The sequence below is a fragment of the Leifsonia aquatica H1aii genome, assembly GCF_000633535.1.
In the GTDB taxonomy this organism is placed as follows: domain Bacteria; phylum Actinomycetota; class Actinomycetes; order Actinomycetales; family Microbacteriaceae; genus Leifsonia; species Leifsonia aquatica_A.
Genome location: NZ_AYMR01000006.1, coordinates 327142 through 339366 on the forward strand (window position 1 = coordinate 327142; position 12225 = coordinate 339366).

The 12225-nt window shown below is 70.6% G+C and carries 13 protein-coding genes; 9 read left to right on the top strand and 4 right to left on the bottom strand.

Annotation, left to right across the window (positions count from 1 at the left end; all coding sequences use genetic code 11):
- Nucleotides 1-3: 3 nt before the first annotated feature.
- The 4 genes from U870_RS0105450 to U870_RS0105465 form a co-directional block, all read right to left on the bottom strand.
- Complete coding sequence (locus U870_RS0105450) at nucleotides 4-612, bottom strand: response regulator (RefSeq protein WP_025156401.1); 609 nt, start codon at nucleotides 610-612, stop codon at nucleotides 4-6.
- Nucleotides 609-1637, bottom strand: a complete 1029-nt coding sequence (locus tag U870_RS0105455; protein ID WP_240183632.1) for a sensor histidine kinase — start codon at nucleotides 1635-1637, stop codon at nucleotides 609-611. Before U870_RS0105455 ends, U870_RS0105450 begins: the two co-directional genes overlap by 4 nt.
- A 9-nt stretch (nucleotides 1638-1646) precedes the next feature.
- The gene (locus tag U870_RS0105460; protein ID WP_025156403.1) at nucleotides 1647-2543 is read right to left on the bottom strand and encodes a UbiA family prenyltransferase; all 897 of its coding nucleotides are present in this window, start codon (nucleotides 2541-2543) and stop codon (nucleotides 1647-1649) included.
- Between the two features lie 92 nt (nucleotides 2544-2635).
- A complete protein-coding gene (locus U870_RS0105465) occupies nucleotides 2636-3418 on the bottom strand; it encodes a methyltransferase domain-containing protein (RefSeq protein ID WP_345817845.1) in 783 nt (260 codons plus the stop codon).
- Between the two features lie 55 nt (nucleotides 3419-3473).
- Here U870_RS0105465 and U870_RS0105470 point away from each other — a divergent pair, with 55 nt between their 5' ends.
- The 9 genes from U870_RS0105470 to U870_RS0105510 all read left to right on the top strand — a co-directional run bounded on the left by U870_RS0105470 (nucleotide 3474) and on the right by U870_RS0105510 (nucleotide 12222).
- A complete protein-coding gene (locus tag U870_RS0105470; RefSeq protein ID WP_025156405.1) occupies nucleotides 3474-4502 on the top strand; it encodes an alpha/beta fold hydrolase in 1029 nt (342 codons plus the stop codon).
- Between the two features lie 53 nt (nucleotides 4503-4555).
- On the top strand, nucleotides 4556-5194 hold the full coding sequence (locus tag U870_RS0105475; protein ID WP_025156406.1) for a class I SAM-dependent methyltransferase: 639 nt from the start codon (nucleotides 4556-4558) through the stop codon (nucleotides 5192-5194).
- Nucleotides 5195-5346: 152 nt separating this feature from the next.
- Nucleotides 5347-6309, top strand: coding sequence for an alpha/beta fold hydrolase (locus tag U870_RS0105480; protein WP_025156407.1), 963 nt, complete (start codon nucleotides 5347-5349; stop codon nucleotides 6307-6309).
- A 389-nt stretch (nucleotides 6310-6698) separates the two neighbouring features.
- Complete coding sequence (locus U870_RS0105485) at nucleotides 6699-7379, top strand: C40 family peptidase (RefSeq protein ID WP_025156408.1); 681 nt, start codon at nucleotides 6699-6701, stop codon at nucleotides 7377-7379.
- Between the two features lie 59 nt (nucleotides 7380-7438).
- Nucleotides 7439-7708, top strand: coding sequence for a hypothetical protein (locus tag U870_RS0105490; protein ID WP_025156409.1), 270 nt, complete (start codon nucleotides 7439-7441; stop codon nucleotides 7706-7708).
- A 197-nt stretch (nucleotides 7709-7905) separates the two neighbouring features.
- Nucleotides 7906-9036 (top strand): AI-2E family transporter, encoded by a 1131-nt coding sequence (locus U870_RS0105495; RefSeq protein WP_025156410.1) that lies wholly within the window; start codon nucleotides 7906-7908, stop codon nucleotides 9034-9036.
- 198 nt (nucleotides 9037-9234) lie between these two features.
- Entirely contained in the window at nucleotides 9235-10449 is a 1215-nt protein-coding gene (locus tag U870_RS0105500; protein ID WP_025156411.1) for an ROK family transcriptional regulator, read from the top strand.
- Entirely contained in the window at nucleotides 10449-11414 is a 966-nt protein-coding gene (locus U870_RS0105505; protein WP_025156412.1) for a carbohydrate ABC transporter permease, read from the top strand. Before U870_RS0105500 ends, U870_RS0105505 begins: the two co-directional genes overlap by 1 nt.
- Nucleotides 11407-12222, top strand: a complete 816-nt coding sequence (locus U870_RS0105510) for a carbohydrate ABC transporter permease (protein ID WP_025156413.1) — start codon at nucleotides 11407-11409, stop codon at nucleotides 12220-12222. Before U870_RS0105505 ends, U870_RS0105510 begins: the two co-directional genes overlap by 8 nt.
- The last annotated feature ends 3 nt before the right edge of the window (nucleotides 12223-12225 follow it).

Sequence of the window (12225 nt, forward strand, 5' to 3'; positions counted from 1 at the left end):
CGCTCAGCTCAGCAGGCCCAGCCGGGCCGCCTTCCGGACCGCGTCGATGCGCGAGGTCGCCCCGAGCTTCTCGTACATGTTGGTCGTGTGCCGCTTGACCGTCCCCTCGGCGATGGAGAGCGACGTCGCGATGTCGCGGTTGGAATAGGCCTGCGCGATCATCCGCAGCACCTCCTGCTCGCGGATCGTCAGAATCGCCCCGCTCGCCTCGACGTCGATGGCGTGGTCGAGCGGATCCGCGGCCGGCGGAGTCGCGCGGGCGATCACCGCGGTGAGCTGCTCGCTGTCCACGGTCTTGGTCACGAACGCCGCCGCCCCGGCCCGCAGGAGCTGTCGCTCGAGCACCGCGTCGCTGTGCATGGTCAGGATGACGATCGCCGTCTGCGGGTGATGGCGCCGCAGCCGCGAGACGGTCTGCTCCGCCGGCACCCCGGGGATCTCGACGTCGAGCAGCAGCACGTCCGGTGCCTGCTCCGAGACCAGCTCCCAGGCCTCGTCGCTGGAGCCGCCCTCCCCGACGATGCGGAACCGGCCCTCGATGAGGGCGCGGATTCCCTGCCGGAACATTCCATGGTCGTCGATGAGGACGACGGTTCGCGTTTCGTCGGTCATGGGGACGTGGGGCCTCTCGGTATGGTCAGGCTGAGGGTGGTGCCGGTGCCGAGGCCGGGGATGATCCGGAGTTCGGCGCCGATCAGTTCCGCGCGCTCCTGGGCGACGATCAGCCCGAGGGCTCCGGATCGCACGGCTTCGTGCGCGAATCCGCGGCCGTTGTCGCTCACGATGATGGTGAGGCTGCGTCGGTCCCAGTGCGAGTGGACGCGGATCAGTTCGGCGTGCGAGTGCCGCCGCGCGTTGTGCACGGCCTCGCGGACGATGATGAACGCCTCCTCCTGCACGCCCGTCGAGAGACGGTACGGCGCACCTTCGACGGCCGTGAGCACGGGCGGACCCGAGTCGTCGAGGTCGTCGACGTAGTCGTGCAGCGCTTCGTCGAGCCGCTTGTCGCCGACCGCGTGCCGCAGGTCGAGGGCGATGGCTCGGGTCTCGTCGAGGGCCGCGCCGAACAGTTCCAGGCCCTCCCGCAGCCGCGGGTCCGACCCGTCGTCGATGCCGCCGAGCTCGAACCGTTGCAGACCGGCGGCGATGCTGTGGGCGACCCGGTCGTGCAGCTCGCGCGAGATGCCGAGGCGTTCCTCGCTGTGCGCCACGGCGAGCCGCTCGAGCAGTACGTTCACGTAGCCGACGGAGGCCGGGACGACCGCGCTCATGATGGAGGAGTTGAGCGCGCGTGCCAGGTCGCCGGGGTTCGCCGCCGTCTCGCGATCGGTGCTGAGGATCGAGAAGGCGACGTCGAAGAGCTCGGTCGCGGCCGACAGGCTGTCGACGGGATGGATGTTCTGCCGGGCCCGCGTCTCGCCGACGCCCGACCCGTGGCGGGCCGGGGTGCTCAGCCGTTCCGCGCCCGCGGGCCGACCCAGGATGTCGAAGGTGCGGTCGAGGATCCAATCGACCTGTGCGGCCAGCTGATCCCTGACCTCGCGGTCCGCGACCAGCGTGCTCTCCGATGCGCGGAGCCGCTCGAACAGCGCCGCGAGGATGCGGTCGCGCAGGGCGACCTCGTCTTTACCACTCATCAATGAACCTCAGCCCCCGAGCGCACCCAGCAGCGCCGCGACGTTCAGAGCGTACTGGCCGATCATGAAGGAGCGGTACGGACGCTTCGCGGTGCCGCGGTCGCCGGAGCGGGCGATGAACAGCATGACGATCACCACCGGGCCTGCGATGCCGAGGACCAGGAGGCTGCGGACCTGCTCGACGACCACACCCAGCACGATCGCGACGGTGGACACGACACCCGTTCCGGCAGCGACGAACACGCGCGCGCGATCCTCGCCGAGCACGACCGGGAGGGTGCGCCGACCCTCCGCGGCGTCGCCGGCCACGTCGCCGAAGTCCTTGGTGTGACCGACCACGGCGATCCACGAGGCCGCGACCAGGGCGAACGCGAAGGCCGACGGCGGGATCTGATCCGAGACGACACGGGCGGCCGCGAGATAGGTCAGGAACACTCCGGCGGCCGCGACCGTGAGTGCCGCCACACCGGACTTCTTCGCCGCCCAGGGGCCGATCGAGTAGACCAGGCCGAGGCAGATGAACGCCACCACCGCCAGCAGGAAGGGGCCGGAGAAGAACGTCGCGATGAGCAGGGACACCGACAGGAGGGCAACTGCGATGACGATCGCCTGACGTTCCCCCAGCCGGCCCGTCGCGAGAGGGCGGGACGAGCCGTTGAGCCGGTCGCCCTCCACGTCGCTGATCCCGTTGACCAGGTAGACCGCCCACACCGCCAGCACCCACGAGACGCCGGCCGTCCACAGCACCGGCGTCGACCAGTCCGCGCCGGCGACGAGGGCCGTCCCCACGACGAAACGGAGCGCGAAGACGCCGATCACCACCGGTCGGCCTTCGACGAAAGCCAGCCCCACCGACGACGCGACATCCGCGAAAACACGCCGGCGTGGCTGGACCACACTGCTCATGCGCTCATTGTCGAGCGCTCCTCACCATCTGGCGCGGTGGGGCACGTACAACGAAAGTCACATCTTCACAAGGGGGAGATGCGACCGGCGGCTCAGCTCTTCGTGACCGTCCCGACGAAGAACAGCCGGCGGAAGCCGAACACGGTGGCACCGTGCCGGGTCGGGTAGGCCGCTCGGAGCCGCGGGCGCAGCTCATCGACGAACGCGCCACCCCGCGGGCCGAGCGCCGCCAGGTAGGGTCGCAGGCGCGTGCCGCCCAACCATTCCAGGACGGCATCGTCTCCGGCGAGGATGTGCTGGTACGTGGTCTCCCACGCCTCGACCCGGTGGCCGGCCTCGAGGAAGACGTCGACGTAGTCGCGCAGCGCCCCCACGCGCGCGATCACCGACCCGACGCCGTCGAGCGCATCGGCCCAGCGCGGCTCGGCGGCGAGCTGACGCAGCAGCACCTGGGAAGGGGAGTCCTCGTTCCCGGGGATCTGCACCGCGACGGTCGCCCCCGGGTGCAGCCGCGGGAGCCAGGACCGCAGGAGGTCGCGGTGCCCGGGGACCCACTGCAGCGCGGCATTGCTGACGACGAGGTCGACGCCGCCGTCGGGCTCCCAGCCTTCGATGGTCTCCCGCTGGAACGACAGATTCGGGTGCGCCGCCGCCAGCTCGGCTGTCGCGGCGAGCATCTCCGCGGAGGAGTCGACGCCGAGCACCTCGGCCTCGGGCCAACGGGACGCCAGGGTGGCGGTGAGCTCGCCCGTGCCGCAGCCCAGATCCACGACGCGGGACGGGCGGACACCGTCGAGTCGGCTCGTCAGATCGAGGAAGGGCCGAGCGCGCTCGTCGGCGAAGACGCCGTACAGCCCCGGGTCCCAGCGCACCATACGAGCATCGTACGCAGACCTCGTCCCGATGTGTCGCACGGCTCACAATGGACCCATGCAGCAGCGCATCGCCCGCGTCGTGACGGACGGGGGAGCGGAGGTGGCGTACGCGACGGTCGGCCCCGGCACCGGGCGTGCGATCGTCTACGTCGCGGGATGGCTCGGCCACCTCGAGCGGGCGTGGGAGCTGCCGGAGGAGCGGGCCTTCTTCGAGGGTCTCGCCCGGGGGACCCGTGTCGTACGGTACGACCGCGCGGGATGCGGGATGTCCCCGCCGGCGTCCCCGCCCGCGGCACCGTCCCTCGCCTCCGAACTCGACCAGCTCGACGCCGTCGTCGCGACGCTCGGGCCGGAGCCGTTCGACCTCGTCGGGGTATCGATGGGGGCGACGGTGGCGGCGGCCTGGACCGCGGCACACCCCGGGGCCGTCCGACGCCTGGTGCTCTACGGCGGATGGGTGTCGGGGATGGCGGTGGCGTCACCGGGGGTGCGCGAGCACCTGCTCGGCCTCGTCACAGCGCACTGGGGGCTCGGCTCCGACGTCCTGACCGACGTGTTCGCGCCCGATGCCGGCACCGCGCTGCGGGCGGCGATCGGCCGCTACCAGCGTGCGTCCTCCTCCGCCGCGATGGCGCGCTCGCTGCTCGCTCTGAGCTACGACCTCGACATCGGCGGACTGCTGGACGCGGTGCGCGCTCCGACGCTGGTGGTCCATCGCGAGCACGACCGGGCGGCTCCGCTCGCCCAGGGCCGGGCGCTCGCCGCAGGCATCCCCGGTGCCCGCCTCCTGGTGCTGCCCGGCCGATCCCATCTGCCGTTCGTGGGCGATGCGGCGGCGCTCGTGGCGGCCATCCGCCGGTTCCTCGGCCTGCGTGCGGCGCGCGCCGCCGCCGGGGCCCTGACCGCGCGTCAGCACGAGGTCGCCGTGCTGGTCGGTGCGGGCCTCACCAACCGGCAGATCGCCGCCCGGCTGGGCATCGAGGAGCGGTCCGCCGAAGGGCACGTCGAACGGATCCGTCAGCGACTGGGCTTCCGTTCCCGCGCCCAGATCGCGGCCTGGCAGGCGGAGCAGTCCGAGCGGTGAACAGAGGTAGTTCCACGCCTGCGCCGACCGGACGGACCGGCGATCCTGGCAGGATGACCGACACCTTCGAACAGCATGCCGTCCGCGGCCGGTTCAACGCCGCCTTCTTCCGGGCGCTGGATCCTGTGCTCCAGCGCAGTCTGCGCGCCCACAAGGAGCGCGTCTTCGCGGATCTCCCGGACGACGTCGTGGAGATCGGCGCCGGCGTGGGGGCGAACCTCCGCTACCTCCCCGCGGGCGCGGCCCTCATCGCGGTCGAGCCCAACCGTGCGATGCACGGACCGCTCGGCGCCGCGGCACGGGAGCGCGGCGTCGACCTCGACCTGCGGGAACGGATGGCGGAGCACACCGGGCTTCCCGATGGCAGCGCCGACGCCGTCATCTCCTCGCTGGTGCTTTGCAGCGTGCGGGAACCCGCAGCCGTGCTCGCGGAGATCCGCCGCATCCTGCGACCGGGAGGCAGCTTCCGGTTCGTCGAGCACGTGGTCGCCGCGCCGGGCACGCCGACCCGCGCCGCCCAGCGGCTGCTGCGGCGTCCGTGGGCGTGGACGTTCGAAGGATGCTCGTGCGAACGCGACCTCGAGGCCGCCGTCCGGTCCGCCGGGTTCGCCGACGTGGCGGTCGAGCGCTACCGCATCCGGACGCCCTTCCTGCCGTTCAACACCCAGATCGCCGGGGTCGCGACCGTGTGACGGCGACCTATCGCTCGCGGCCGCATCCGCCGCGCGTGCCGAGGAGGCGTGGGCCAGCGGGCCGCAAAGATGGTCCCGCGGCACCATGCCGCATCGCCACCCTGGTACCTCCGCCCGATCCGCTGCGCGTCCGGCGCTCCTAGCGTGAAGGCATGACGAACAGCTCCGACCCCCGCCGGCCCCGACGATTCTGGAAGGTCACGGGGATCTCGCTCGCCGGGCTGGTCGCCGCCGCCGGGATCGCCCTCGCCGCCACCTCCATCACCAACGCGGTCGCCACCTCGGCCGAGGAGAAGGAGATCGAGTCGTACGGGCAGAAGGTCGACGTCGACGGCAAGAAGCTCAATGTCGTGGTGAGCGGCGCGGGGGAGCGCACGATCGTGCTGCTCCCGGGCTTCGGAACGGCGTCGCCCGCCCTCGACTTCGCACCGCTGACCGAGAAGCTCGCGGCGCACAATCGCGTGGTCGTGGTGGAGCCGTTCGGGTACGGTCTCAGCGACCAGACCGACCGTCCCCGCACGTCGGCGAACATCGCCGACGAGGTGCACGACGCCCTCGGCGCGCTCGACATCCACCGCTACGTGCTGGCGGGCCACTCCATCGCCGGCATCTACGGCCTGGAGTACGTCGACCGGTACCGCGACGAGGTGGAGGCGTTCGTCGGCATCGACACCAGCGTGCCCACGCAACCGGGGATGGAGGACGGCCTCCCGGTCGGCGCCATGCAGGCGGCCAAATCGCTCGGACTGATGCGCGTGCTGACGGCCGTGGGAGATCCGTACGCCGGCCTCCCGTTCAGCGACGATGCGAAGAAGCAGATGATCCTGCTGGCGAACCGCAACAGCGTGAGCGCGACCTACGTGGACGAGATGCAGCGCATCGCGCAGAACTTCCGCGACGCGCAGCGGCTGTCGTTCCCGCGCGACCTGCCGGTGCTGCTGTTCGTGCAGAAGGACAACCGGGATGTCGCGGGCTGGCTGCGCCTGCACGAGGAGCAGGCGGCCGGCGTCGAGCGCGGCCAGATGGTGACCCTGGACGCCGATCACTACCTGCACCACACGCGCTCCGCGGAGATCGCGCGAGCCACCGAGCTGTTCCTGAACGAATCCCGATGATCGGCAGGTCGGGCCTGGCTCCGCGTTCTCCGGCGCGGTAGCCTGGCTCGACATCGGGGGGACTCGCCTATCGGGGCGACTCGTCTGGTTCGATTTCCAGAGTCCTCCACCACAGATCCTGTCGTTCGGGTCCACCTGAGAGGATCCGAACGCTCCGCCGCGCTGTTCGCCGGTGCTGCTCAGAGTCGCCCGCCTAGGCTCGAACGGGTTGGGGTCCGGTCTGAACCGGGAGCACGCACTCACGGGGATGACGCGGAAGGAACGGGATGGCACCGAGCGGACGAGCGCGCCATCGGGACACCGGGGCTGCCCGGTCGGGACGCAGGCGGGCGGAGACACGCTTCACCCCGGACGTGACGGAGGCTCGGAGCCGCCGCACACCGGCAGCGGTGCAGGTCAGACGACAGACCGGCCGTGCCGCCGCCTTCACCGCATCGGCCGCAGCCCTCGCGCTCATCGGCGTCGTCGCCGTGGTCCCGCCCGCGGATGCCGCGACCTCCGACACCGCTCTCGTCGACGCCACACTGCTCGCCGCGAGTTCCTCCACCGTAGACGGCTGGGGGCACGACACCCAGCACCTCGCGCTGGCCCGCTTCGCCGCCTCCACGATCAGCCGCGACATCCCCGTCTCCTCGGCGATCGCGAGAATCGTCTCCTCGGAGGGAGGAGCGGCCGGCGACCAGGCCGCCTCCGCCATCCTCGAAGCCACCGCAGCGGGCGGCGCACGTGCGGCGATCATCAACGCCGCCCTCTCGTACCTGGGCACCCCGTACGTCTTGGGCGGGGCCTCGCACTCCGGGATAGACTGCTCCGGTCTCGTGATGGACGCGTATGCCGCGGCCGGCATATCCCTCGCCCACCTCGTGCATCTGCAGGACGACGCCGGCACGATCATTCCCGAATCGGAAGCGAAGCCGGGCGACCTCGTCGTATTCGACGACGAGGAGCACATCGGCATCTACCTGGGCAACGGTACGCTCATCCATGCCCCCGACGTCGGCCGGGACGTGTCGATCACCACGGTCTGGCAGGGCGTGGCGCACCACTTCACCCGGATCCTGCCGGGCTGATCCGGGGCCGATCCCGAGCCGCCGGCCGACCAACGGATCCCACCGAGAACGGAGGAACAATGTCCGTCAGAACCGCTCGCGCACTCTGGTGCATCGTCCCGTTCGCGCTCGTGGTCGCCGTCGTCGCCTTCGCCCTCGTCGGCGCCCCCGGGATCGACCACGGCATCGCCACGGCGAAGGTCCCCTCTCATGTCGTCCTGACCCGGCGGGAGTGGGTCGACGTGGCGATCGGCTGCCTGTTCACCGTGATCGCGATCGTCACCGCCTTCCGGCTGCTCTCCGTCCGGCGCGCACGCGCCACCCTCGACACCTCCTCCGACGTGTCCTGACCTTCCGGCCGCCGAGGTCCACGGAGTCGCTGCTTCCGTCACGCCTGCGCCGCACCGTCGTGAACGTCGCGGATGCCCGTGCCGGAATGCACCGTGTCAAGGGTCTCGGCGGGGGAGTCCGCCAGTGGTACGGTCGTGGTTCGGCGTCGGTGCGGGAGGGCGCCGGTTTCGCGAGCACCCGCGGGAAAGCAGGGGACATGAAGCGCAGAGGCGACTCGGACGGGGCGGTGGAGGCCACGGATGCGAAGGCCGCGCCCGCGTGGAGCGCGCTGCACCGCATCCACCCCTTCACCTTCGGTCTCATCGGGGCGCTCGGTGTGCTGGTCGCCCTGCTGATCGGCGGGGTGATCGGACAGCTCTCCACCGTCCTGGTCTACATCGGCCTCGCGCTCTTCCTCGCTCTCGGACTCGACCCGATCGTCTCGTTCATCGAGCGCAAGCTGCCGCGCGGGGCGGCCATCGGCATCGTCGTGGCCGTGGTGATCATCGTCTTCGCGGGCATCATCCTCGCGATCGTGCCGGTGCTCGTGCAGCAGATCACGCACCTGGTGCAGACCCTCCCGACCACGATCGACGACGTCACGAAGAGCGGCTGGTACAAGGATGTGACGCGCCAATACGGCGACAGCATCCAGCAGGGCCTCGACGGCGTGCTCAACTTCTTCAAGGACCCGGGCAACCTCGCGACGATCGGAGGCGGGCTGATCGCGGTCGGCGCCGGGATCGCGGGCGGCCTGACCGGGGTCACGATCGTGCTCATCCTCACCCTCTACTTCATGGCCTCCCTGCGCTCGATCAAGCGGATCGCCGCGCGCTTCGTCCCGGAGTACCGCCGGGAGCGCTTCTCGGAACTCGTCGACGACGTCTCGGGGGCGGTCGGCCGCTACGTGATCGGTCAGGCGAGCCTGGCGCTGATCAACGGCATCCTGAGCCTGATCTTCCTGACGATCATCGGAGCGCCGCAGCCGGCCCTGCTCGCGCTGATCGCGTTCCTCGGCTCCCTGATCCCCCTGGTCGGGACGCTGATCGGCGCGATCATCAACTCGCTGATCTGCCTGCTCGCCTCCCCGCTCACCGCCCTGGTGGCGTTCATCTACTACCTGGTCTACATGCAGGTCGAGGCGTACATCCTCAGCCCGCGCATCATGAACAAGGCCGTGGCGGTCCCGGGAGCGATCGTCGTGATCGCGGCCGTCGGCGGCGGCACGATCGGCGGAGTCCTCGGCGCTCTCGTGGCCATCCCGGTCGCCGCCAGCGCGATCATCATCATCCAGAAGGTCGTCTTCCCCGCCCAGGACCGCAAGACGGTCCCCCCGATCGAGCGCTAGCCCCAGAGCTCACAGACACAGGGGTCGCACCCTGTCGCATCCGCCGTGTCGGAGCGACGGAGTGCGACCCCGTCGCCATGCCCGCCGAGTGTCGCGGACCTCGGCCGCCGAGTCTGACCGCGCGCGGCAGGGATCGGGACTTGCGCATGTTCAGCGCTATCTTCTATGGTTTATTTAGTTCTGAACAAAGGTAGGCCGATGGCGCTCTCATCCCTCTCGCGGACCGACGTGAACCGCACCGCGATCCTCGCGCACCTCGGTGCGCTCGGACCGGCGTCCCGCGCCGAGCTCGCCCGCCGCATCGGCGTCTCGCCGGCCCTGATCACCCAGCTCACCCGCGACCTGCTCGCCGAGGGCCTGATCGAGGAGCTCGAGCACGCGAGCTCGGGAGGCGGCCGCCCGGCACGGATGCTGGGGCTGGTCTCGCGCACCCTGACCGCGATCGGCGTCAAGGTCGCACCCGATCACGTCGCCCTCGTCGAGGTCGGCATCGACGGCGCGGTGCTCCGCTCGTCCACCCTGGCGTTCGACGCGGTGTCGCCGCTGGCGGTCTCCGGCCTCGTGGAGCTGGTCCGCACCTTCATCGCCGCCGGCGACAGCGAGTCCGGCGGACCGCTCGGGATCGGCGTCGGACTGCCCGGCACCGTCGTCGAGCAGGGCGTCGGCGTGGTCGACTCGACCCAGCTGCAGTGGAACCAGGTGCCGCTCGGCGCCACCCTCCGTCGCGCTCTGGACCTGCCGGTCGTCGTCGAGAACAACGTCAACGCGCTCAGCGTGGCCGAGAAGCTCTTCGGCCAGGGGCGCGACTGCGACGACTTCCTCGTGGTCACCATCGGCAACGGCGTGGGCGCCGGGGTCGTGGCCGGCGGCTCGATCCTGCGCGGCCGCGCGGGTGGTGCCGGCGACATGGGCCACGTGCCGGTCGTGGAGGACGGCCCGCTCTGCCAGTGCGGCAATCACGGCTGCCTGGAGGCCCTCATCGGCCAGGGCGCGCTCGTCGCCGCCGGTCGCACGTCCGGCGCGATCGGACCCGCCGCCGGGATCGACGAGCTGCGCGCCGCGGCCGACGGCGGCGATCACCGGGCGCAGACGCTGTACGCCGAAGCCGGCCACCGGCTCGGGCGCGCACTCGCCGGGGTGGTCAACGTGCTCGATCCGGAGCTGGTCGTGCTGCTCGGGGAGGGCGTCGAGGCGTGGTCGCACTGGGCGCCCGGGTTCGAACCGGCCCTCCGCGCCGCTCTCGTCCCCGGCAAGCGCGGTGTCGCCGTCGCTGTGGAGACCTGGCAGGACGACCGCTGGGCACAGGGGGCCGCAGCCCTCGTGCTCGCGACGCCGTTCGACGCCGAGGGCGTCGCCGGCGAGCAGGGCCGCCTCGTCCGCGAACGCTTCGTCTCGACCGCGGGGGCGCGCTGATGGCCGTGACGAACCTGCGGCCCGACGCGCTCGCCTCGCCGCGCCCGCCCGCCCGTGGCACGGCCGGCTCCCGGTCCGGCGCGCGCCGCGGCCGGCGCCGCTGGGGCTACGCGCTGACGGTCGCGGTCTTCCTGCTCCCCAGCCTCATCCCGCTGCTCGCGTTCGTCATCGGGCCGATGCTCTCGGCGGCGTGGACCAGCCTGCACCAGTGGAACCTGATCGGCGACATGAAGTGGGTCGGGTTCGACAACTACGCCCACCTGGTCAGCGACCCGGGCACGCAGCAGGCGTTCCTGCACACGCTCTACTACATCGTCGGCTACCTGCCGCTGGTCTACGTGGGCGGCCTGAGCCTCGCCCTGGCGCTCAACGCCAAGCTCAAGGGGCGGGCGCTCCTGCGCGGGGTGTACTTCCTCCCGGTCGTGACGAGCTGGGTGGTCGTCGCCCTGGTCTGGCGCTGGCTGCTCAACCCGAGCGTCGGCGTCGTCAACTACGTGCTCGGGCTGGTCGGGATCGACGGCCCAGGTTGGTGGACCGACCCGGCGTGGTCGATGCCGTCGATCATCCTGGCCTCGGCCTGGAAGGACCTCGGCTTCGTCATGATCATCCTGCTGGCCGGTCTGCAGACCATCAACCAGGACCTCTACGAGGCCGCCGAGATCGACGGCGCGGGATGGTGGCGTCGCCTGTTCAGCATCACCCTCCCGATGCTCTCTCCCTCCACCTTCTTCGTGATCGTGCTTTCGCTGATCAACGGCTTCCAGGTCTTCGACCAGGTGTACGTGATGACGGGCGGAGGTCCGAACAACTCGAGCCAGGTCGTCGTGCAGCAGGTCTACGACCTCACCTTCCGCTACGGCCAGGCGGGCATGGCGTCCGCGCTGTCGTGGCTGCTCTTCCTGGTCATCCTCGTGGTCACCCTGGTGCAGTTCTACGGTCAGAAGAAGTGGGTGAACTATGCGTAAGCCCACCGGCAGGGTCCTGCTGTACCTCGCGCTCATCGTCGGCGCGCTGATCATGATCTTCCCGTTCGTCTGGACGGTCGTGACGTCGATCAGCCCGGGCGCCAGCCTGACCACGACGCCGAAGCTCATCCCCGACAACCCCTCGCTGGCCCCCTATGCGCAGCTGTTCGAGCGGGTGCCGTTCGGCCAGGTGATCGTCAACTCGCTCGTGATCGCCGTGGTGAGCACGGTGTTCCAGCTCATCACGAGCTCGATGGCCGCGTACGTGTTCGCCCGGATGCCCTTCCGCGGGCGGGGTGCGATCTTCCTGCTCTACCTCGCGACGATGATGATCCCGTTCCAGGTGCTGATCGTGCCGCTGTTCGTGGAGATGAAGTCGCTGGGGCTGATCAACACGTACGCCGGCGCCATCCTGCCGACCATCGCATCCGCGTTCGGGGTGTTCCTGCTGCGCCAGGCGATGAGCACGGTGCCGTACGAGCTCGACCAGGCGGCGACGCTCGACGGCGCCGGACACTTCCGGGTCTTCTTCCAGATCGTGCTGCCGCTCGTGCGGCCGGCTCTGGCGACGCTCGCGGTGTTCGGATTCCTCAACACCTGGAACAGCTTCCTCTGGCCGCTCATCATCCTGCGCGACCCGCTCATGCAGACCCTGCCGGTCGCCCTGGCCAGTCTGCAGGGGCAGTACTCGACCCAGTGGGACGTGCTCATGGCCGGTTCGGTCATCAGCATCCTGCCCATGTTCGCGCTCTACGTCTTCGCCCAGAAATACATCGTCCAGGGCGTCGCCGGGACGGGGCTCAAGTAGCCC

What these genes read in the sequence shown, in the direction of transcription:
- U870_RS0105470 (WP_025156405.1), top strand. Translation starts at nt 3,474, where the DNA reads ATGCAGCAGCGCATCGCCCGCGTCGTGACGGACGGGGGAGCGGAGGTG.
- U870_RS0105460 (WP_025156403.1), bottom strand. Translation starts at nt 2,543, where the DNA reads ATGAGCAGTGTGGTCCAGCCACGCCGGCGTGTTTTCGCGGATGTCGCG.
- U870_RS0105510 (WP_025156413.1), top strand. Translation starts at nt 11,407, where the DNA reads ATGCGTAAGCCCACCGGCAGGGTCCTGCTGTACCTCGCGCTCATCGTC.
- U870_RS0105490 (WP_025156409.1), top strand. Translation starts at nt 7,439, where the DNA reads ATGTCCGTCAGAACCGCTCGCGCACTCTGGTGCATCGTCCCGTTCGCG.
- U870_RS0105475 (WP_025156406.1), top strand. Translation starts at nt 4,556, where the DNA reads ATGACCGACACCTTCGAACAGCATGCCGTCCGCGGCCGGTTCAACGCC.
- U870_RS0105505 (WP_025156412.1), top strand. Translation starts at nt 10,449, where the DNA reads ATGGCCGTGACGAACCTGCGGCCCGACGCGCTCGCCTCGCCGCGCCCG.
- U870_RS0105500 (WP_025156411.1), top strand. Translation starts at nt 9,235, where the DNA reads ATGGCGCTCTCATCCCTCTCGCGGACCGACGTGAACCGCACCGCGATC.
- U870_RS0105455 (WP_240183632.1), bottom strand. Translation starts at nt 1,637, where the DNA reads ATGAGTGGTAAAGACGAGGTCGCCCTGCGCGACCGCATCCTCGCGGCG.
- U870_RS0105495 (WP_025156410.1), top strand. Translation starts at nt 7,906, where the DNA reads ATGAAGCGCAGAGGCGACTCGGACGGGGCGGTGGAGGCCACGGATGCG.
- U870_RS0105465 (WP_345817845.1), bottom strand. Translation starts at nt 3,418, where the DNA reads ATGGTGCGCTGGGACCCGGGGCTGTACGGCGTCTTCGCCGACGAGCGC.
- U870_RS0105450 (WP_025156401.1), bottom strand. Translation starts at nt 612, where the DNA reads ATGACCGACGAAACGCGAACCGTCGTCCTCATCGACGACCATGGAATG.
- U870_RS0105480 (WP_025156407.1), top strand. Translation starts at nt 5,347, where the DNA reads ATGACGAACAGCTCCGACCCCCGCCGGCCCCGACGATTCTGGAAGGTC.